The following is a 21,537-nucleotide window of genomic DNA, read 5'->3' as shown; positions in this document are numbered from 1 at the left end:
TTTTGGCCTGGCTGAAGGCCTACTTGCCGCTGGTGCGGCGCTGCAGCTGATCGCGCAGGTTCGGCGGCGTCCCTTTGATCGTTAAGGTATCGGTAGCCGGATCCCAGAAAACGCGCTCGCCCAGTAGCCCGGCGTCAAAATTGAGCGTCAGACCGCCGCCGCTGCCGGCGAATTTGGTCAGCTGACGCAGCGTGCTGCGATCCGCCGGGAAATGCTCCTCCAGCTCGTAGCCCTGCTCCTGCGTAAAAGCCTGAAAGGATTTCTCGCCGAGCGGCGGCAGCTCCTTCGACAGATCCTCCAGCGCAATCTCTTCGCCCGCCTGCAGCTGTTCGTTGCAGTAGCTGTAAACCTGCTGGCGATAGTTCTGCCGCTCGCTTTTATCGAGCTCTGACTCCGCGCAGTAATCGTCTACCGCCTGCAGCAGCCCGCGGTTTTGCGCTTTCGTATCCAGACCGACGCTGGCACCGAGGAAATCCATAAAGAAATCGGCGACCTTGCGCCCTACGCGCCCGCGTAGAAAAGTGAGATAGCGCGTAGATTCTGGCGTCAGCTCCCATTCGGTCAGATCGATGCGCGCCACGATGTCGGCGTGGTTGATGTCGAGATAGTGCGTGCTGCTGATGTCGAGCTGCTCGTTGACGCGCATGCTGCGCTGGCTGTTGAGCACCGCGATCAGCAGATATTCCACTGCCAGATAGCGATAGTGCACAAACAGCACTACCCCGCCTTCGGCAAAAGGATATTTCGCCAGCTCGTCGCGCAGACGACCGGTCGCCGCGCGGCTGAACGCCAGGAAGTCGTCATTGCCTTTGCGGCAGTTGCGCAGCGCCTCCGCCAGTTCGCTCTCCTGGTTGAACAGGCCATAGGCTTTGTTTTTCGCGCTGTAGACGCGGTGCAGCTCTTCTACCATCGCTTCCACGGTGGCGTTAGCGGGCAGCAGCGTATCGCGCAGTACCAGCTCAAGCTGATTCTCGTCGCGCTTGATCAGCTGATGCAGGGCAATCTGGTCGATATCCAGACTCATGGTAGACTCTCCTTTTAGTTCAGGCGCGTATTCAAACACCGCCCGCATCGGCTTTCAACTCCATGCTTTAACCGATCGATGCGCTTTCGATAAAATTGCGGTAAAAACCCTGTCATTACGGTACTATACCGCCTTTTGAAACGAGATTAGCCGACGATATGCCACAATCATCCCGTTACAGCGACGAACGCGTGGAAAAACTCCTCGCGCAACTGGCCCAGGTGCTGCAGAAAGACAATGCGCCGACCGACCTTTCCCTGATGGTGCTGGGAAATATGGTGACCAACGTAATCAACAGCGACGTTGCGCCGGCGCAGCGCCGTTCGCTGGCACGTTCTTTCGCGGAAGCTCTGCAGGCCTCCGTACGCGACGACAACGCCCATTAATCGCTGATTTGATCGCATAATATGGTAACCAACCGGCAGCGCTACCGCGAAAAAGTCTCCCAGATGATCAGCTGGGGGCACTGGTTTGCTCTGTTTAATATTTTATTCGCGTTGATTTTAGGCAGCCGCTATCTGGTGGTCGCCGACTGGCCCGCGTCGCTCGCGGGGCGTATTTACGCCTTCAGCAGCTGGATCGGCCACTTCAGCTTTATCGTGTTCGCCGTCTATCTGCTGGCGATATTCCCGCTCACCTTTCTGGTGATGTCGCAGCGGCTGCTGCGCGTCCTGTCGGCGATTATCGCCACCGTCGGGCTGACGCTGATTATGGTCGACAGCGCGGTGTTCAACCGCTTCCATCTTCACCTGAATCCGGTGGTGTGGGAGCTGGTGATCAACCCTGACCAGAGCGAGATGGCGCGCGACTGGCAGCTGATGTTTATCAGCGTGCCGCTGATCTTCCTCGTGGAGATGCTGTTCGCCACCTGGAGCTGGCAGAAGCTGCGCAGCCTGAACCGGCGCTCGTTCGGCAAGCCGCTGGCGGCACTGTTTATCACCGCCTTTTTCGCCAGCCATCTGCTCTATATCTGGGCCGACGCCAATTTCTACCGCCCGATTACCATGCAGCGCGCCAATCTGCCGCTCTCCTATCCGATGACCGCGCGACGCTTCCTTGAGCGCCACGGTCTGCTGGACGCGCAGGCTTACCAGCAGCGGCTGATTCAGCAGGGCGATCCGGAAGCGGTGTCGGTACAGTATCCGCTCAGCGATATCACCTTCCGCGACGGCGGCACGCGCAATAACCTGCTGGTGATCACCGTGAAATCGCTGAACGCCGGTGATATGGCGAAAGCGCTGCCGCAGCTCAATCAGTTCGCCGGCAATAATCTGCGCTTTACCCAGCACTTCAGCGCGGGCGACCTGCCGGAAAAAGGGCTGTTTGGCCTGTTCTACGGTATTTCCGCCAGCTACATGGACGGCGTGCTAGCGGCGCGCATGCCCTCGGCCTTGCTCGGCGCGTTAAGTTCACAGGGCTATCAGTTCGGGCTTTTCTCCTCTGAAGGCTTCAATCAGCCGCTCTATCGCCAGGCGCTGCTGACGGACTACACCCTGCCCGCCACCGATAGTCAGCCTAACGCCAGCACCGTTACCCAGTGGCAGAACTGGCTTAACGGGCAGAAAGGCGACGGCAATCCATGGTTCTCCTGGCTGGCGCTGGACGGCGTCGACCTAAACAGCGCCCCGGCGAAATCGCGTCAGCGTAGCTACATGCGTCAAACTGCCGCCATCGATGAGCAAATTCATACGGTGCTCACCACGCTGGAGCAGCGCGATCTGCTGAAAAATACCGTGGTGGTGATTACCGCGCAGCAGGGCGTAGCGCTGGACGGCAACCTTGACAGCGTGGGCAATCGCGCGAACCTGCAGGTTCCGCTGGTGATCCACTGGCCGGACACCCCTGCGCAGACCATCGATCGCCTCACCGACCATCAGGATGTCATGGCGACGCTGATGCAGCGCCTGCTGCACGTGCGCACCAACCCGGTGAACTATTCGCAAGGGGAAGATCTCTTCGCCGCGCAGCGCCGCCACGACTGGGTCGCCAGCAGCGAAGATAATCGTCTGGTGGTGACGACGCCGCAGGTGACGCTGGTGCTCAACAATAACGGCAGCTATCGCGCCTACGATGCTAAGGGCAACGCCCTGAAAGATCATAAGCCGCAGCTGGCGTTGCTGCTGCAGGTGCTGACGGAAGAGAAGCGTTTTATCGCTAACTGATTATTTATGAGGCAGTTAGACGGCTGCTGCTTGCATTCCGCCAGAGAAACAGTAGACTAGGCCCCACTGTTCGGCACGTAGCGCAGCCTGGTAGCGCACTGTCATGGGGTGTCAGGGGTCGGAGGTTCAAATCCTCTCGTGCCGACCAAAATTCCCAACTAAAGCAGCCTGTTAAGGCTGCTTTTTTTATGCCTGCCGTAAGCCTTTTCTCTCTTTGCCCCGGACACACAGGCGCCGCCTCCTGCGGCTTCCGCACGCTGTGCGCAGCAACATGGTCTATACTGACTTCTGTGTGGGTAATGAAGAGGAGAGTTTATGCATTCTATTGAAAAAGACGATCCAAACAACGCGCCCGAGTCAGGCGACAAACGTCCTGAACCGGATCAAAAGCAGTAACCCACAAAGGTCGCCACGCGCGGCCTTTTTGCTGCCTGTAGCGGCTCAGGATCTATAAGCTTTTGCCTCAACAGATAAGCCGTTACACTTTCATTCAGCCGCTTACGCCAGGCAATTAACGCTGATCTTCCTCACAAAAATCACAAGCCGCCGCGCTTTTTAATCTTAGTGAAACAAAACTGTCATAAACATTCCTTAATCTTAATGCCTCTGAATTTCGGATGGATATCACTATGGTTATCAAAGCGAAGAGCCTGCAGGATGCGGAAGAACTGCTTCATTCAGGCGTGAGTAAAGTGGAACTGGCTTACAATATCGGCAGCGACGATTTTTTTCGCCTGGCCTCGCGCTGGTGCGATCGCGGTGCGCGCATCACTAAAGGTCACCATCACTTCGTGGTTTCCGTAAAGTGCTTTGCCATTCCGCCTAACGACTAAGCGGTTGCCCCGACCATGGCGGGCTGCTTTAATGCCCTTTTGCGCGCCGCCGTGGAATCCTATGCATTCTCAGATCGTTTCTCTGCCGCCTCCTGAAGGCGGCTTTATTCGCTCCGCGCATCTGCGCCGTGGCGATGTGCTGCTGGCGCAGGCGCGCTTTGACCTGACTCTTTATGACGACAGCTTCAGCGCGCGCTGGAATCTGCCCTTTCCATCTGCTGTGCAGCAGGCGGTAAAAAAGCGTCGCGCCGAATACCTGGCCAGCCGCTGGCTGGCGCGTGAGGTGACAGGCGAGATTGGCATCCCCGACTTTCTGCTGAAAAACCATAGCGACCGGTCGCCCGTCTGGCCGCCCGGCGTGCAGGCGTCGCTGTCGCACACCGACGGCGCGGTGGCGCTGGCCATGACCCGTCAGCCGCTCTGCATCGGCGTCGATATTGAAAGCGTGATGAGCCTGCACACTGCAGAGGAAACCGCCGCCCTGCTGATGAGCAGCCAGGAAGAGGCGCGGCTGCGCGCGCTGCCGCTGCCGTTTTCGCAGGCCGCAACGCTGCTGTTTTCGCTGAAAGAGAGTCTGTATAAAGCGCTGTGGCCGCAGCTGCATCAGCCGATGGATTTTCCTCAGGCCAGCCTGCTGGAGGCAGATATCACCACAGGCAAAGCGGTGATCGTGCTAAACCACAGCTTTAGCGCGGCGTTTGCCGCCGGTATGCGGCTCGAGGCGGATTTTCGGCTGGAGGCGGATCGGGTGCTGACGCTGCTGACCTGTCCTGCGGCAGGCAATAAAACACCGGCCCTGCCCCCATTGCGCTAAGCTTTTTCTTCCTGCTGAAAAGTGAGGTCGGTGCGCTGCACCGCATCCAGCGTCGCCATGTCACGCTCGCGTCCGGTCAGCTCGCTGAGTTTGCCTTCGCGCATCTCCAGCAGACGGTCGGCGTGCATAAAATAGTGGTCGTCATGGCTGATGGCGAACACGGTTTTGCCCGACGCCTGCAGCCAGGGCAGCAGCTCACGATAAAAGACGCGGCGGAAGTGGGGATCCTGATCCGCCGCCCACTCGTCCAGCAGCAGCACGTCGCGCTCTTCCGCTGCCGCCAGCAGCAGCGCGACCCGCTTGCTCTGCCCTTTCGACAGCTGCAGGTTGAGGATTTTATTGCCTTCGATTTTCAACTTGTCCTGCATTTTCAGGCGCTCAAGCCAGGCCTGCACCAGCTCAGGATTCGCGGGCGCACCCTCGCGCCCGATCAGCCGATCGAAGAGATGCACGTCGGTAAACACGGCGGAGAAGTGCTTGCGCCAGCGATCCAGATCTTGCGTGCCAATCGGTTTGCCGTCCAGCAGCAGCGTGCCGCTGTGCGGCTGGTAGAGGCCGGTCAGCAGCATCGCCAGCGTCGACTTACCGCTGCCGTTGCCACCAATCAAAAACAGCAGCTCGCCGCGTCGCAGCGTCAGGTTGATGGGGCCGACCTCAAAACCGTTTTGTCCGTAGTGGAAGCAGACGTCGCGCAGCTCCAGCGTGTGCCACTCCGCCAGCGGCGGCAGCGTATGAAAGCCCTCCTGATGGGGCGCAAGGTCGAAGGCGTTAAGCTTGCGAAACGCCACCTGGGCGCTGAGCAGCGTCGGCAGCGCGCCGACCGCCGACAGCAGGGGCGTGCGCAGGAACAGCAGCGTCAGCGAAAAGGTCGCCGCCACCGCGGTGTTCGCCCAGCCCAGGCTGTTGGCCATAAAAAACACCATGCCTATGGCGCCGAGCGTCATGATATTCGACCAGTTCACCGCGCTGAGATGGTAGGTGTCGGCGCGCACGATATGGTGACGGTAGGCTTTCGCATCTTCCTGATAAACGGTTTCGTAGATCAGCTGAGCGCGCTCGCGGTTCAGATGCAGCTCTTTGCGCCCTTCCGTTACCGTCTGGAAATCGCGGTAGAGGTCATCTTCTACCTCGCGCAGTTTCACCATATGGCGATAAACGCGCGACACCAGCAGCCAGCCCCCCACCAGCGTCACGGCCATCCACAGGCTGGAGACCATCAGCATTTTTGGTGAGAGCCAGGCGAGATAGATTGCCGATCCCAGCGTGATGATAATGCCCTGAATCAGCTCCGGCAGGCGGACGAAAGCGATGGTGATGGCGCGGATATCGCTGGTCAGCCCGGCCAGCAGTGGCGCGTTGCCGATCTGCTCCAGCCGCTCGACGCGGGTATCCAGAATGCGTTTGATAAATTCGCCGCGCAGCCGCCAGACAAACTGGTGCCCCAGCAGCGTCAGCGCCAGCTGGGCGGCGAGCGTGACCGCCATCAGCAGCACCAACTGTAGTAAGAAGCCAGGCAGCACGGAGAAAGAGGTATTGATCGCCGAGATCATTTCGCTGTTGATATAGGCGATCATGGCGATGCCGAGCACGGCGCTGAGCAGCGTCAGCAGGATCACGCCGATAAAAGGCCAGCGAAACTGGCGAAAAACAACCTTGAGCAACGCCATAAAAAAGTCCAGCAGTCAGGAAAGCAGCCAGCAGTTTAAAGCGATGCGGAATGATAGCAATAGTTATTCGCAATCGCGCCGCGCTCAGAAGGCGCGGCGAAAGGTCAGGTTGTAGCGGAAGGCGCCAGTCAGCGGATGATCGCCAGGCTTAAGCGGCAAAATACCATGGTAGCGCAGGCGCGACGGTCCGCCCCACACCACCACGTCGCCATGCTCCAGCAGCACGCGTTGCGTGGCGTCGCCGCGCGCGAAGCCGCCAAACTGAAACACCGCTGGCAGCCCCAGCGATACTGAAACGATCGGCTGACGCAGATCGCGCTCATCTTTATCCTGATGCAGCGTTAGCTTTGCGCCAGGCGCGTAGCGGTTGATCAGGCAGGCGTCAGGCGCGAACAGCGGGAACCCCGCCTCGCGCGCGCAGTCGAGCGCCAGCTGGCGAAACAGCAGCGGCATCGGCGGCCATTTGCGGCCGTTCTCCGCATCCTGCTCGGTGTATTGATAGCCGCGCGCGTCGCTCGACCAGCCGAAATCGCCGCAGTTAGTCATCGCCACCGACATGCGGTGACCGCCTGGCGTAATGCGATGGTGGAACGGATTCTGCTGCGCCACCGTCAGCAGCGCCTCGATCAGCGCTGGCGCGTCGTCGCGCGCGCGGCGTCGCAGAATGGTCGCGCCCTCCGCCATCGGCTCCTGCCACGGCGCCTCTTCACTAAACAGATCAAGCATCACTCCCCCTTGCGCCGCTACTCGCCGTCGATCAGAAAGGCTTTGAACTGCGGCGACATCCAGCTGACGAATTTATCGCCCTCTTTACTGATAAGGTAGACCGCCAGCTGCTGCTGCAGCGCCAGCGCCTTCGCCTTTTCGCTGCCCAGCACCATCAGGCCGGTATCCCAGCCGTCAGCTTCCAGCGCCGTGGTGGCGATCACCGTGGCGGAAACCAGCTTATGCTCAATGGGCCGGCCAGTCGCGGGATCGATGACGTGCGAAATGCGTTTGCCGTCCAGTTCATAATAGTTGCGATAGCTGCCGGATGTGCTGATGCCGTGCCCCTGCAAATCAACCCGTGCCTGCACGGCGTTTTCGCTGTCGGTGGGTTTCTGGATCGCCACGCGCCAGCGCTGGCCCTGCGCGTTCTCTCCGCGGCTCAATACCGCCCCGCCGACCGAAACCAGATAGTTGTTGATCCCTTCGCGCTCCATCAGGCGGGCCAGGTGATCGGTGGCATAGCCTTCGCCCATCGTTGAGAGATCGACATAGAGCCCCGGCAAATCTTTTTGCAGCCACTGCCCTTGCACCGTCTCGATAACGCGCAGGTGCTGTAGCCCGGTTTGCGCCTTCGCGGCGGCGATCTCCGTCTCTGTCGGGATATGGGCAGGCTGTTTCGCCGGGCCGAAGCCCCAGAGATTCACCAGCGGCCCCACGGTAATATCCATCGCGCCGCCGGTTTTTGCGCCGATACGCAGTGACTCGGTGACGATATCCGCCATATCGGCGCTGACCGGCTGCGGCGCGTCGCCCTGATAGCGGTTGAAGCGCGACAGCACGGAATCGGGTTTCCAGGTCGACAACGTCTGGTCATCCGCATCAAGCTGCTGCTGGATCGCCTGCTGCAGTGCCGCTTTGCGCGCAGCGTCAACGCCCGCCAGCGACACGCGCCATACCGTGCCCATGGTTTTACCTTCCAGCACCATCGCCTGCGATGGCGCTTTGCTATCGCAGCCGCTCAGGGCGCAAACTGCCGCTGTCATTAGCAGAATATTCCAGTATCGCATTCTTCCCTCATCTGTAACGCTATATTCCAGCCTGAAACAAAGCATAAGTCGTTAGTAAAGTAGTCAAAAGCGGCTTGTAAACCCGCACTGCCTGACCCACTCTCTGGCAGAGACCCGGCTGATAACAGGAGGCCCCAATGATTTATCTGATTCTCGCGTTTGCAGGCGGACTATTTATTTTCAGTATTGTTAAGCTGCTGCAACAGCGTCGTCAAAAGCGCCTCGACTGGGGCGCGGCGCGTCACCGTTGAGCAGGCATGCACCAAAATGCTGCGGCAGTGTAGCAAAGCAGGCGGGAAATCCGTGGCTGTGAGAGCGATCGCGCTGGCATGAATCGTGCACTGTTTAGACCGGGTTTAACTCCGGGAGGTGCAGCATGCGTAAATTATCATCAACGTTCGGTCAGTGGCAGCAGTGGCTGAGTTTTTCCGCATTCACCCTGGCAGGGGTTGGATTTGAGGGCAGCGCCCCGCCACAGCCAAAAACGCCGCCTGCGGCCAGCCGCAGACGGACGCTGCAGTCATAGCACAGCCCTGATGCACTTAATCCCGGACGCTCGTCCGGGCGTCGTCCCGGCGGCCAGTAAAAGCGTCTTTCGCTGGCCGCTATCGGACAGACGTGCCCTTCTTCCCACTCCTCCCACGCCATGCTGATTCATTGACACACACAAGCGAGAATGGACGCCATTGTTCTCAGACTGTCGTCTGGGCCGAACAGGGCAAAGCCGGGCAGTTTACATTGCTGATGGTTGGCGCCATCGTGCAGCGCAGCGGAGAGAAGAAGCGGAGGGGGTAACAGAGGATTTAGCCGCCGCGCGGGCGGCAACGCTGCGCACGAGAGCGTAGCCCGCAGGCTACGCTCCTGGCGGTTTAAAACTGATAAACCAGACCCAGCGCCACGGTATCGTCGGTGTTGATGCCGGCCGCGTCGGTGAAGGCATTGTCGTCCATCAGGTTGATCTGGTAATCAACGTAGGTGGACATATTTTTGTTGAAGTAGTAGGTCGCGCCCACATCAACATATTTTTTCAGATTCTGTTTGCCCCAGTTCTGAATGTCGGTGCCGCGCGAGGTCACGAACGCCAGAGACGGACGCAGGCCGAAGTCGAACTGATACTGCGCCACCAGCTCCCAGTTATCCGCTTTATCAGCGAAACCATGGATGTCATCATCAGTGGAGCCGAAGCGGGTAGCGTTATAGGAACGGCTGTACATCGCCGCCAGGTAGATATTGTTAGCGTCATACTTCAGACCGCCGGTGTAGACTTCCGCCTTGTCACCGCGACCCAGAATGGCCGGATCGCCGCCGTTCTGATTGTTGGTACGGTCAGACGAGAACATGGCCGCGCCGATTCCCAGGCCAGAGCCCAGATCGTAGGTGGTGCTCAGGCCCCAGCCGTCGCCATTCTCACCCAGCACATTGCGGCCAGTGCTTTCACGGCTCGGGTTGTCGTTTTTGCCCTGATACTGAACGGCGAAATTCCAGCCGTCTACCAGACCGAAGAAGTTGGAGTTACGGTAGGTCGCCATACCGTTGCCACGCTGGAACATAAAGTTGTCCGCGCCGTAGGTGTCGCCGCCGAACTCCGGCAGGACGTCGGTCCATGCGCCGATGTCATATGCTACGCCGTAGTTGCGGCCGTAGTCGAACGAGCCCGCATCGCCGAACTTGATACCGGCAAAGCCGACGCGCGTGTAGCTGTCAGCGGTGCCTTCATCTTCTGAGGTATTCAGCGCCGCCTGATATTCCCACTGGCCGTAACCGGTCAGCTGGTCGGAAATCTGGGTTTCGCCTTTGAAGCCGAAGCGCAGGTAAGACTGGTCGCCGTCATTACCGTCGTTGTCTGAGAAATAGTGCAGACCGTCGACTTTACCGAACAGGTCTAATTTGTTGCCGTCTTTGTTGTAGATTTCCGCTGCGCTGGCAGAACCCGCTGCAACCAACAGCGCAGGGATCACCAGGGAGAGAACGCGACGTTTCATTTTATTGCCCTCTGTTATATGCCTTATTTTGCCACTGCAAGCTGAGCGCTCAAAAATTCAGCCGGCACGCCATTGTTATTTTATAAAGGGCAATAAGCCACCATGAAAATGCTACGAAATTTCCAAAACTGTTTCATAATGCGAAACAGTTATTTCCGGATGTAAAATTTGCGGAACTAATAACCAGCACGTATCGATAAAAATTATCGCACAAATTATCAAACCCATTTTTAAACTTTTATTTTCATCATGTTACATGCAGTTCTATATGAGCACTGAATGATAAAACCTGTACGTCATCTGATAATACAATAGATTCCGCTATCATCATTTATTTCATTATTACCTTCATTCATCCCGAATGAGATGTTTACCCTAATTTCGCGCCGGACCTCTGTGTCCGGCATTTTTTTGCCCAACATTTGGCGCTTCCACCCTGTCCGCAAGTAAAGTTAATTAATGATCCTAAAATAACATGGCCCACTTTAGGCACTTGTTGCCAATAATCGCACTTCCGGTTAATTATTTTCCTCAATATTTCTTTTGTTAATTTATCACCGTAATAAAGCGCCTCGCCTTATGTGAGATTGGGCTATTTGCACGCCGAGAGGCGCTCGCCGCAAAATATGACGGTAAGGCGTTCTGAATAGTCGCGTTCTATCGACAGCGCCTGACGAGCTCAGCCGCGCGTCAGAAAGGTTTAAAGCGTAACGCGCAGGATAATGACGTGACGCAAGGCCACCAGCTGACTGGAGAGATGCCAGGAAAGTTCTGGAAAAGTTTAGCGAGGAGATAAAAGTCGCTAGAATGCCGACTTGCACGCCGCTTTATCGCTATTCTACCCTTCCCGGCAGCGCATGCGGCTGCGGCATTGATGCTACACTTCGTCGCTTTACTACTCACGAATATCACTATGACCGCATTGGACGCCGCCCCACCCAGGAAACTTCACAGCCGAGTCAGTCTGGGCACACGCCTTGTTTTTCTTATTGCCGGCCTCGGCATGTCCTCCTGGGCGCCGCTGGTGCCGTTCGCCAGCGAGCGGTTAGCACTGAACGGCGCGTCGCTGGGCGCGCTGCTGCTCTGTCTGGGTGTGGGCTCGCTGGCGGCGATGCCGGTCACAGGCGCGCTGGTAGGCCGTTTCGGCTGCCGCCGGGTTATGCTCGGTTCGACGCTGGTGATTCTGGCAATGCTGCCGCTGCTGGCGACGCTGGAAGTAATGTGGATGATGGCCGCGACGCTGATGGTATTCGGCGCCGGGCTGGGCATGCTGGACGTGGCGATGAACGTGCAGGCGGTTGAGGTGGAGAAAGCGGCCCGCAAGCCAATGATGTCCGGCTTCCACGGCTTCTTTAGCCTCGGCGGCATTCTGGGCGCGGGCGCGATCAGCCTGCTGCTGGGCGCCGGCCTGTCGCCTCTGGCGTCAGTGGCGCTGGTGCTGCTGCTGATAGCGCTGCTGCTGACGGCCAGCCTGCCGACGCTAATGAGCGAGCGCCTGCATCAGCCCGATCAGCCGTGGCTGGTCGTCCCGCGCGGCTTCGTCGCCTTTCTCGGCCTGCTTTGCTTTATTCTGTTTCTTGCCGAAGGCGCCGTGCTCGACTGGGGCGCGCTGCTGCTGCTGCAGCGTCCCGAGATGTCGACGGCGCATGCCGGGCTTGGCTATGCGGTCTTCTCGGTGGCTATGACCATCGGCCGTCTCACCGGCGACCGCATTATCCACCGTTTCGGCCGCTTTCCCGTAATGCTGACAGGCGCGCTGACCGCATCGGCCGGTCTGGCGCTGGCGGTTTTTCTGCCCTGGCCGCAGATAGCGCTGCTCGCTTTTCTGCTGGTAGGCTTTGGTTTGTCCAATACGGTGCCGATGTTATTCAATGCTGTCGGGAATCAGCAGGATATGCCCTCGAATCTCGGGATTTCCGCCATGACAACGCTGGGATATGCGGGTATTCTCTCAGGTCCGGCCTTAATCGGATTTATTTCTCAATGGCTGAGCCTCAGCGGCGCCTTTCTGCTCATCGCGCTGCTGCTGCTGGCTGTGGCCGCCAGTGCCCGACTGGTCGCGCGATGATTTCAGGTGTCTGACACGCTATGTTGCCCTTTAAGTTTCCAGTGACATCCGGCAATGTCACTCGCTTTTTTGTGATTTTCAATCTGGTGCTGCTGCTGGCGCTGGGCTTTATGGTCCATAATTCGGTCAACGCCTGGCTGACTGAGAAACGCTATGCCATGGCCGATCTGGCGCGCGCGACGCAAAAGCGCATCGACGCCTATCGCTTCGCCACCTGGCAGATTTACGAGAACCTCGCCACAAGCGCGGCGGGCAGCGTGCCGAACAGCAGCCTGCAGGAGACGCGGCTGCGTCCGGACGTCTACTATCTGGAAAAAACCCGCCGTAAAACCGAAGCGCTGATCTTCGGCTCGCACGACAGCAGCACGCTTGATATGACCATGCGCATGTCGAGCTACCTCGATACGCTATGGGGCGCGGAAAACCCCTCCTGGTCGATGTATTTTCTCAACGGTCAAGACAATAGCCTGATTATGATCTCTACGCTGCCGCTGAAGGATATGGCGACGCGCTATAAAGAGAGCGCCATCAGTTCGCTGGTGGACGGCCGCCGTGCCGAGATGCTGCAGCAGGCCAACGCGCTGGACGAGCGCGAAAGCTTTTCGCCGCTGCGTCACTTTTCGTTTCAAAACGACCACTACTTTACCCTGCGCACCACCTTTAACCAGCCGGGCCATCTGGCAACGGTGGTCGCCTTCGACCTGCCGATCAACGATCTGACGCCGCAGAACATGCCGATCGAAAACTTTCAGCTGCGTCAGGACACGGCGCTGCCCGCCGCTGGGGCTCAGGAAGAGAGCGAAAGTACGCAGATCGCCATCGTTAATCCTGACCTGGAAATTGCCGCTACCCTGCCCAGCACGCCGCTGCAGCTGGTTTATCGCGTGCCGCTCACCAGCCTGATGATGGATACGCTGCATAATCTGCTCTGGCCGCTGCTGGTGAACCTGCTGCTGTTGCTGCTCTCTTTTGTCGGCATCACGCTGCTGCGCCAGCAGTCGCTGCGCCCGAGCGAAAATCAGAGCGCGGAACTCGACTCGCTACGCGTGCTCAATGAAGAGATCGTCGCCAGCCTGCCGGTCGGCCTGCTGGTGTATGACTTCGCCAGCAACCGCACCATCCTCAGCAATAAGATCGCAGAACATCTTTTGCCGCATCTCAATCTGCAAAAAATCATTAATATGTCCGACCAGCATCAGGGCGTGCTGCAGGCGACCATCAACAACGAAGTGTATGAGATCCGCCATGCGCGTAGCGTGCTGTCGCCCCATACCCAGCTGTTTTTGATGCGCGATCAGGATCGCGAGCTGCTGGTGAATAAAAAGCTGCAGAAGGCGCAACAGGTGCTGGATCGCAACCATCAGATGCGCCAGCAGCTGCTGCAAAATCTCGGCCACGCGCTGAATCGTCCGCTGGAAAAGGTGGTGGCGCAGCTGGTGCAGCTGAGCCAGCGCGACGAAGACGAAACCGTGCTCGATCTGCTCGACGAGAGTCAGAGCCTGGCGCGGCTGGTAGACGACATCGTCCTGCTTAACCGCCTTGAGGCGCACGACTGGTCGCCAGACGCCAGCGTTTTCAACCTGCAGGAGCTGCTCGACGAAGTTGCGCTGGAAAGCCTGCCGCTGATGCGCCGCAAGGGGCTGTCTCTGGTGGTGAATAACCTGCAGCCCAACGATGAGCAGCGTTTCGGGGACCGCCGTGCGCTGCGTAAAGTGCTCGCCACGCTAATGCACTATGCGCTGACCACCACGCGCTGGGGCAAGATCTCGCTGACGGTGAACGCCGACGAAGCGCATCCGGAACGCCTGCTGATTCAGCTGGTGGATACCGGCGCAGGACTGACCGTCGACGAGCTGGCGAACGCCGATTTCCCGTTCCTCGGCGAAACCAGCCAGGATCGCTACGGGCAGGCCTCCGGCATGGCCTTTTTCCTCTGCAAGCAGCTGTGCAAACAGATGGGCGGCAGTCTGGAGATTATCGCCAAACCGGATATCGGCACGCGCTACAGCATTCAGCTTCCGCTGGCGGTAGAGCCACGGCCGGAAGAGGAAGAGGAGAAGCTGCTGGACGGCGTGACCGCGCTTATTGAGATCGAGGTGGAAGATGTCTACAAAATTGTCTGCCGCCATCTGGAAAACTGGGGGGCGCGCTGCCTGTCGCCCGAAGAGCGACTGTCAGGACAGGAACATGACGTGCTGGTGACCGACGACCCTAACAAGCTGAGCGGCTGGGCGCTGCTGCTGGCGGAGGATGAGCTGGGTCACCACGCGCTAAACGATCGGCAATACCGGGTCAACTTCAATCTCAGCAATGCGCTGCAGGATGCACTGCTGGCCCTGATTGAACAACAGCTGGCCCATGATTCCATGGATGAGAGTACAGAAGACGAGGAATTAACCCCGCTGCTCAGCGGCGGCTACTTCCAGCTGTTTACCGAGACAGTACCGCCTGATGTAAAGAGACTGTATACTGAGTCGGCAGAAAAGGACTATGCCATGCTTGCTCAGACAGCGCATCGCCTGAAAGGCGTGTTTGCCATGCTTAACCTGACGCCAGGCAAACAGCTTTGTGAAGAGTTAGAACTGCACATCAAAGCATGTGACGATTCAAACATTACAAATACCACCAGTGACATTGACGCTTACGTTAATGAACTGCTGCAGCAAGGTAACCAATAAGATGAATAACTTAAATGTAATTATTGCCGATGACCATCCAATTGTTCTTTTCGGTATCCGAAAATCTCTGGAACAAATTGAATGGGTCAACGTTGTAGGTGAGTTTGAAGACTCAACAGCACTGATTAACAGCTTGTCAAAACTTGATGCCAACGTCCTGATCACCGATCTCTCCATGCCTGGCGAGAAATATGGCGATGGCATCACGCTGATCAAATATATCAAACGTCACTATCCTGACCTGGCGATTATTGTTCTGACCATGAACAACAACCCGGCCATTCTGAGCGCCGTGCTGGATCTGGACATCGAAGGCATCGTGCTGAAACAGGGCGCGCCGACCGATCTGCCGAAAGCGCTGGCTGCGCTGCAAAAAGGCAAGAAGTACACGCCGGAAAGCGTCGCGAAACTGCTGGAGAAGATTAGCGCTGGCGGCTATGGCGACAAGCGTCTGTCGCCGAAAGAGAGCGAAGTGTTGCGCCTCTTCGCCGAAGGCTTCCTGGTGACGGAGATTGCCAAGAAACTGAACCGCAGTATCAAAACTATCAGCAGCCAGAAAAAATCGGCGATGATGAAGCTGGGCGTTGATAACGATATCGCCCTGCTGAACTACCTCTCCTCCGTCAGCGCCACCCAGGTCGACAAAGAGTAACCCGTTGTTCAGACGGCGCTCAGGCGCCGTCTTATTTTCCGCGTCAGCAGGCCCGTCCGCCTACCCTTCCCGCGCTTTTCTTACCCGCTCCGAGTAAACCGCCAGCGTTGTCTTCAGCACGTCCAGCGTCACCGGTTTCGACAGGCAGTTATCCATACCGGCCTCCATACAGCGCTGCTTCTCTTCCGCCAGCGCGTTGGCGGTAACGCCGATCACCGGGAAAACGTGACCAAGCTGACGCAGCCGCTGCGTCAGCCGGTAGCCGTCCATATTCGGCATGTTGACGTCACTCAGCACGATATCGATCTCACTGCGGCTGATGACGTTAAGCGCGTCGACGCCATCCTGAGCGGTTTTCACCTGATAGCCCAGCGTGCCGAGCTGCTCCGACAGCAGCATGCGGTTAATAGGATGGTCGTCGACAATCAGAATCCTGATGTCGTCATTGCTGATCACCTCTTCCGCCGGCGCAGAGAGCGCAAGGTTGGTCGCCGTGTCGCTCTGAATGGCAATGCGGTAAATGCGCGCCAGCAGGCTCGGCAGCTCGTGCGGCGTTGCCGTGCTGTGCAGCCAGCGCCCCGGCGCGATTTCACTCGGCATATCGATATGGGCGCCGCTGAAGATAATGACTGCCCGCAGCGTCTGCTCACCTTCCGGCTCATAGTCGGTGATGAGCACGTCGTCGCTGCCGCCTTTACCGTTATACGGCAGGATAGCGATGCCCTGCTGCTGCAGATCGCGCGCGATAAAACTGGCGAGATAGTCGTTGCGCATATCGATCCACAGGGTTTTGTCGTGCAGCCCGTCGAGCAGCGGCGGCGCAGGATGCTGGCCATTATAGACCGGAATGCGCACGATAAACTGGCTACCCATGCCAGGCTCGGAGTCCACTTCAATATCGCCGTCCATCATATTGGTCAGCTTTTCACAGATAGCGAGGCCCAGGCCGGTGCCCTGGAAGTTGCGCTGTACGCCGTTGCCCACCTGAAAGAAAGGATCAAACAGCCGCGTAATCTCTTTGCCTGGGATCCCCACGCCGGTATCGCGAATACGAAACGCCAGATAGCCCTCTTTCACATAGGCATGGAGAATAATGCAGCCGGTGTGGGTGAACTTGATGGCGTTGTTCAGCAGGTTGGAGATCACCTGCTGCAGGCGCAGCGGATCGCCATCCAGCGCCAGCGGCACGTCATGTTCGATAAAGCAGTAAAGCGTCAGCCGCTTTTTCATCACCAGCGAGAGATAGTTGCCGGCAATATGGCTGAGCACTTCGCGCGGCGAGAAGGGGCGCGGCTCGATCTTCAGCTGTTCCGACTCAATCTTGGAGAAGTCGAGAATATCGCTGATGATCTTCAGCAGCAGGCTCGACGAGTTGTTCATCGCGGTGACCAGTGAATCGACCTCTTTTGGCAGCTGTTTGGTCTGCATCAGATCGAGGTTGCCGATAATGCCGTAAAGCGGCGTGCGCAGCTCATGGCTGACGGTGGCGAGGAACATCGACTTCGACTGGCTCGCCTGTTCCGCCGCCTGCGCCATCTCCTGCAGCGACTGCTCCATGCGCACGCGCGCCGAGACGTCCACCAGCACGCAGATCGCCACGTTTTCGTTGCGGTAGCGCGAATGCACAAAGCTGATTTGCAGGTTGGTGTTGCTGCCGGTCAGCACGTCGACAAAGTTGACCTGCTGGCTGCCGATGATTTCATTGAGCCGCTGGCGATCTTCCTGCGTCAGCAGCGTCAGATAGTTGTGCGCCAGCTCGTTGCTGAGAATATTGGTGCCGTCACGGGTGCGCAGAATGCAGATGCCCACCGGCGCCGAGGCGACGATTTTGCGGTTGAACTGCTCATGCTCTTCCAGCCGGTGCGCATTCTCTTCGGCCGGCAGGAACATACGGCGCTCAAACAGCCATGCCAGGGTGAAAAGCACTATCGCGCTGAGCAGATTAAGCAGCAGCGCATTGATGATCATGAGCTTGAGCTGATCCACCAGCACACTGGTCGACACCGACCACACCACATTGAGATCGGAAGGCGGCAGCGGCTTTTTGAGCACCAGCTGACGATAGCCGTCAAGATAACCGAACCAGCTGGTGTCGTCCGGGAGGTCGTCAAGTGAGAAGCCGACGCCACCACGGCGCGAGGTCAGCAGCGGGCGGTAATTTTCATCGACGAGGGTGGCCACCACCGGCAGGCTACCAGGCTGAATAAACTCGTCCAGGCGGATATTTTGCTCGACGCCCAGCAGCGCCTGTAGCTTATTGGCGACGTAAACCGGCACCATCATATAGAAGGTGCCGACCCCGGGCTGTGCGCTGGCGTTGATCCAGTAGACAGGATTGCGGCGCTCTTCGTCGTTGCCATTGCGATAGCGCAGCACGCGTTCGCGCAGCGCCTTGAGGCTACGTTCGCGATCGACATTGCCGCTGCCGATAGTGAAATCCGCCAGGCACTGGCTTTCACCGCCGATAAAAAAGACGCGGTTCAGCTCATAACTGGAAGCGAAGTTACTTTTCCAGTAGTTGATGTAGTAGCTGAGTGAATCAAGCGAGTTGCGCCAGGTATTGCTCATCGAGGAGCAGTCGCCGTCAGAAAAGAGCGGCGTAAACTGCGGCAGTGTCGCTTTGCCCGGCAGCACGCCATTAATTATATCCAGGCCGCTGCTGACGCTGGTAAGGCGATTTTCAGTGATGTACTTCAGCTCGCGCATCACGTCGGCGGAGTGGCGCACATACCATTCCGCCTGGCCATAGTTGCTGGCGAACTCTTGCCGCACGCTGCTCTCTTTGTCATGCAGCACGCTGATGATAAAGAAAGTGGTCAGCACCGCGCCCAGCGTCCAGAGCAGCAGCGCCAGCGCACGGAACAGGTAGCGCGAGATGCGCAGCGTGGTTCGGAAAGAGACCAGATATTTCAAAGGAAACTCACTACGGCAAGGTTAATGACGGGCTGGCTTCAGAATGCTCATTACACTAGCTTTATCAGGGGAGAAAAGCCAGTCGGCATCTGCGCTTAACGGCCGCGCCGCAAAAAACAACGGCAGGTCGGGTTGCCCTTTCCTGCCGTAAAATTGCGTGCCGCCTTCCCTGGCGGCGCAAGCGCGAAGCGTTACTCCTCTTCGTCCGCTTCAGGCGTCTCGTCGTCAGCTTCCGCTTCCGGCGCGATATCTTCCTCGCCTTCCGCTACGCTGCCGTCGATGGCGTCGAGCTCTTCCTCTTCCACCGGTTCGGCCACGCGCTGCAGACCCACCACGTTCTCATCTTCCGCGGTACGGATCAGGATCACGCCCTGCGTGTTACGGCCGACGATGCTCACCTCGGAGACGCGGGTGCGCACCAGCGTGCCGGCATCGGTGATCATCATGATCTGATCGCTGTCCACCACCTGCACCGCGCCAATCACCGGACCGTTACGTTCGGTGACTTTAATGGAGATCACGCCCTGGGTAGCGCGCGAGCGGGTCGGGTACTCGCTAATGGCGGTACGCTTGCCGTAGCCGTTTTGCGTTACGGTAAGAATGGCGCCCTCATCACGCGGCACGATCAGCGACACCACGCGATCCCCTTCCGCCAGCTTGATGCCGCGCACGCCCGAGGCGGTACGGCCCATGGCGCGAACGGCGTTCTCAGCGAAGCGCACCACTTTGCCGCCGGCAGAGAAGAGCATCGCCTCGTCGTTGCCGTTGGTCAGCGCCACGCCGATCAGCTCGTCATCTTCGCGCAGGTTCACCGCGATGATGCCCGCGCTGCGCGGACGGCTGAACTCCTGCAGCGCCGTTTTCTTCACGGTACCGCTGGCGGTCGCCATAAAGATGTTGAAGCCTTCGGTATATTCGCGCACCGGCAGGATGGCGGTAATGCGTTCGTCAGGCTGCAGCGGCAGCAGGTTGACGATCGGACGACCGCGCGCCCCACGGCTCGCTTCCGGCAGCTGGTAAACCTTCATCCAGTAGAGACGGCCGCGGCTGGAGAAGCAGAGGATAGTGTCGTGGGTGTTGGCCACCAGCAGACGGTCAATAAAATCCTCTTCCTTGATGCGAGCCGCCGATTTACCTTTGCCGCCGCGACGCTGCGCTTCGTAGTCTGAAAGCGGCTGATACTTCACATAGCCCTGATGCGACAGGGTGACCACCACATCTTCCTGATTGATCAGGTCTTCGATGTTGATGTCGGCGCTGTTGGCGGTGATCTCGGTGCGGCGTTCGTCGCCGAACTGGTCGCGCATGGCGATCAGCTCTTCGCGGATCACTTCCATCAGGCGTTCGGCGTTCATCAGGATGTTGAGCAGCTCGGCGATCTGCTCCAGCAGCGCTTTGTACTCGTCGAGCAGTTTTTCATGCTCAAGCCCGGTGAGCTTCTGCAGACGTAAATCGAGGATCGCCTGCGCCTGCTGTTCGGTCAGATAGTAGCGACCGTCGCGGATGCCGAACTCCTCGTCCAGCCACTCCGGACGGGCGGCGTCGTCGCCCGCGCGTTCCAGCATGGCGGCGACGTTGCCCAGATCCCACGCCTGCGCGATCAGGCCCGCTTTCGCTTCGGCCGGGTTCGGCGCGCGGCGGATCAGCTCGATAATCGGGTCGATGTTAGCCAGCGCGATCGCCAGACCTTCAAGGATATGCGCGCGGTCGCGCGCTTTGCGCAGTTCAAAAATGGTGCGGCGCGTGACCACTTCGCGACGATGGCGCACAAAGGCTTCGAGGATCTCCTTCAGCGTCATGATCTTCGGCTGGCCCTGATGCAGCGCCACCATGTTGATGCCGAATGAGACCTGCAGCTGCGTCAGCGAGTAGAGGTTGTTCAGCACCACTTCGCCGACCGCATCGCGCTTCACTTCGATCACGATGCGCATGCCGTCTTTATCCGACTCGTCGCGCAGCGCGCTGATGCCTTCGACGCGCTTCTCTTTCACCAGCTCGGCGATCTTCTCAATCAGGCGCGCTTTGTTGACCTGGTAAGGGATCTGGTGCACCACGATGGTTTCGCGGCCGGTTTTGGCGTCGGTTTCCACTTCGCCGCGCGCGCGGATGTAGATCTTGCCGCGCCCGGTGCGATACGCCTCTTCAATGCCGCGACGGCCGTTGATGATGGCGGCGGTCGGGAAATCGGGCCCCGGAATATGCTCCATCAATCCTTCGACGCTGATATCTTCGTCGTCGATATAGGCGAGACAGCCGTTGATCACTTCCGTCAGGTTGTGCGGCGGAATATTGGTCGCCATCCCGACCGCGATGCCGGACGAGCCGTTCACCAGCAGGTTAGGGATTTTGGTCGGCAGAACTTCAGGGATCTGCTCGGTGCCGTCATAGTTCGGCACGAAGTCGACGGTCTCTTTTTCCAGGTCTGCCAGCAGATCGTGCGCGATACGCGACATGCGCACTTCGGTATAACGCATCGCCGCGGCGGAGTCGCCGTCGACGGAGCCGAAGTTGCCCTGTCCGTCCACCAGCATGTAACGCAGGGAGAAAGGCTGAGCCATGCGGACGATGGTGTCGTAAACGGCGGAATCCCCGTGCGGGTGATATTTACCGATGACGTCACCGACCACACGGGCGGATTTCTTATAGGGTTTGTTCCAGTCGTTACCCAGTTCGCTCATCGCGTAGAGCACGCGGCGGTGGACAGGCTTCAGGCCGTCACGAACATCGGGTAAGGCTCGGCCAACAATGACCGACATGGCGTAATCGAGGTAGGAGCTCTTTAACTCTTCTTCGATATTGACCGGTGTAATTTCTCTTGCAAGGTCGCTCATGGAGCCGCATTCCCTCTACATATGCCCGGATTTTAAAGGTGCGAAAGTATATCACACGCCAGCCCGCTGGTGAACGTTAACCGCCGTTTTCACGCGCTTTTCATCGCGCCGGAAAGGTGCCCCCGAAAGCAATAAGCG

General features: G+C 58.4%; 14 protein-coding genes and 1 tRNA gene. 8 read left to right on the top strand and 7 right to left on the bottom strand.

Features of this window, described 5'->3' with window-relative positions:
* Nucleotides 1–19: 19 nt before the first annotated feature.
* A complete protein-coding gene (yejK, locus tag Q9R34_RS15235) occupies nucleotides 20–1,024 on the bottom strand; it encodes a nucleoid-associated protein YejK (RefSeq protein WP_434122798.1) in 1,005 nt (334 codons plus the stop codon).
* A 158-nt stretch (nucleotides 1,025–1,182) separates the two neighbouring features.
* Between yejK and Q9R34_RS15230 the strand changes: the two genes are divergently transcribed.
* The 5 genes from Q9R34_RS15230 (at nucleotide 1,183) to Q9R34_RS15210 (ending at nucleotide 4,833) form a co-directional block, all read left to right on the top strand.
* Nucleotides 1,183–1,410, top strand: a complete 228-nt coding sequence (locus Q9R34_RS15230) for a YejL family protein (RefSeq protein ID WP_033750387.1) — start codon at nucleotides 1,183–1,185, stop codon at nucleotides 1,408–1,410.
* A 21-nt stretch (nucleotides 1,411–1,431) separates the two neighbouring features.
* Nucleotides 1,432–3,186 carry an LPS biosynthesis-modulating metalloenzyme YejM gene (yejM, locus tag Q9R34_RS15225; protein ID WP_485894755.1) on the top strand — a complete coding sequence of 585 codons (1,755 nt, stop codon included), beginning with the start codon at nucleotides 1,432–1,434 and terminating at the stop codon, nucleotides 3,184–3,186.
* Nucleotides 3,187–3,257: 71 nt separating this feature from the next.
* Nucleotides 3,258–3,334 (top strand) — tRNA-Pro (locus Q9R34_RS15220).
* A gap of 481 nt (nucleotides 3,335–3,815) precedes the next feature.
* Nucleotides 3,816–4,019 (top strand): hypothetical protein, encoded by a 204-nt coding sequence (locus tag Q9R34_RS15215; protein ID WP_485894783.1) that lies wholly within the window; start codon nucleotides 3,816–3,818, stop codon nucleotides 4,017–4,019.
* A gap of 61 nt (nucleotides 4,020–4,080) precedes the next feature.
* Nucleotides 4,081–4,833, top strand: a complete 753-nt coding sequence (locus Q9R34_RS15210; RefSeq protein WP_485894753.1) for a 4'-phosphopantetheinyl transferase family protein — start codon at nucleotides 4,081–4,083, stop codon at nucleotides 4,831–4,833.
* Here Q9R34_RS15210 and Q9R34_RS15205 read toward each other — a convergent pair.
* The 4 genes from Q9R34_RS15205 to ompC all read right to left on the bottom strand — a co-directional run bounded on the left by Q9R34_RS15205 (nucleotide 4,830) and on the right by ompC (nucleotide 10,257).
* Nucleotides 4,830–6,500: a multidrug ABC transporter permease/ATP-binding protein gene (locus tag Q9R34_RS15205; protein WP_485894751.1), complete on the bottom strand. Its 1,671-nt coding sequence runs from the start codon at nucleotides 6,498–6,500 to the stop codon at nucleotides 4,830–4,832. The two genes, Q9R34_RS15210 and Q9R34_RS15205, sit on opposite strands and share 4 nt — an antisense overlap.
* Nucleotides 6,501–6,584: 84 nt before the next feature.
* Complete coding sequence (gene alkB, locus Q9R34_RS15200) at nucleotides 6,585–7,226, bottom strand: DNA oxidative demethylase AlkB (RefSeq protein ID WP_485894749.1); 642 nt, start codon at nucleotides 7,224–7,226, stop codon at nucleotides 6,585–6,587.
* Nucleotides 7,227–7,243: 17 nt separating this feature from the next.
* Nucleotides 7,244–8,275, bottom strand: coding sequence for an FAD:protein FMN transferase ApbE (apbE, locus tag Q9R34_RS15195; protein ID WP_485894747.1), 1,032 nt, complete (start codon nucleotides 8,273–8,275; stop codon nucleotides 7,244–7,246).
* 869 nt (nucleotides 8,276–9,144) lie between these two features.
* A complete protein-coding gene (gene ompC, locus Q9R34_RS15190; protein WP_485894745.1) occupies nucleotides 9,145–10,257 on the bottom strand; it encodes a porin OmpC in 1,113 nt (370 codons plus the stop codon).
* Nucleotides 10,258–11,170: 913 nt separating this feature from the next.
* Here ompC and Q9R34_RS15185 point away from each other — a divergent pair.
* Genes Q9R34_RS15185 through rcsB form a run of 3 tightly spaced genes read left to right on the top strand, consistent with a single transcriptional unit; the run spans nucleotide 11,171 to nucleotide 15,655 of the window.
* On the top strand, nucleotides 11,171–12,325 hold the full coding sequence (locus Q9R34_RS15185; protein WP_434122791.1) for an MFS transporter: 1,155 nt from the start codon (nucleotides 11,171–11,173) through the stop codon (nucleotides 12,323–12,325).
* Nucleotides 12,326–12,348: 23 nt separating this feature from the next.
* Entirely contained in the window at nucleotides 12,349–15,003 is a 2,655-nt protein-coding gene (gene rcsD, locus Q9R34_RS15180; RefSeq protein ID WP_485894781.1) for a phosphotransferase RcsD, read from the top strand.
* Nucleotide 15,004: 1 nt separating this feature from the next.
* Nucleotides 15,005–15,655 (top strand): response regulator transcription factor RcsB, encoded by a 651-nt coding sequence (gene rcsB, locus Q9R34_RS15175; protein WP_434122790.1) that lies wholly within the window; start codon nucleotides 15,005–15,007, stop codon nucleotides 15,653–15,655.
* 60 nt (nucleotides 15,656–15,715) lie between these two features.
* Here rcsB and rcsC read toward each other — a convergent pair whose 3' ends face one another.
* Both rcsC and gyrA read right to left on the bottom strand, forming a co-directional pair.
* Nucleotides 15,716–18,568 (bottom strand): two-component system sensor histidine kinase RcsC, encoded by a 2,853-nt coding sequence (gene rcsC / locus Q9R34_RS15170; RefSeq protein ID WP_485894743.1) that lies wholly within the window; start codon nucleotides 18,566–18,568, stop codon nucleotides 15,716–15,718.
* Nucleotides 18,569–18,759: 191 nt separating this feature from the next.
* Complete coding sequence (gyrA, locus tag Q9R34_RS15165) at nucleotides 18,760–21,399, bottom strand: DNA topoisomerase (ATP-hydrolyzing) subunit A (RefSeq protein ID WP_434122788.1); 2,640 nt, start codon at nucleotides 21,397–21,399, stop codon at nucleotides 18,760–18,762.
* Between the last annotated feature and the right edge of the window lie 138 nt (nucleotides 21,400–21,537).

Origin of the sequence: Enterobacter sp. BRE11 (genome assembly GCF_031844285.1) — a bacterium.
GTDB lineage: Bacteria > Pseudomonadota > Gammaproteobacteria > Enterobacterales > Enterobacteriaceae > Pantoea.
This window is presented reverse-complemented; position numbering and strand designations above follow the sequence as displayed.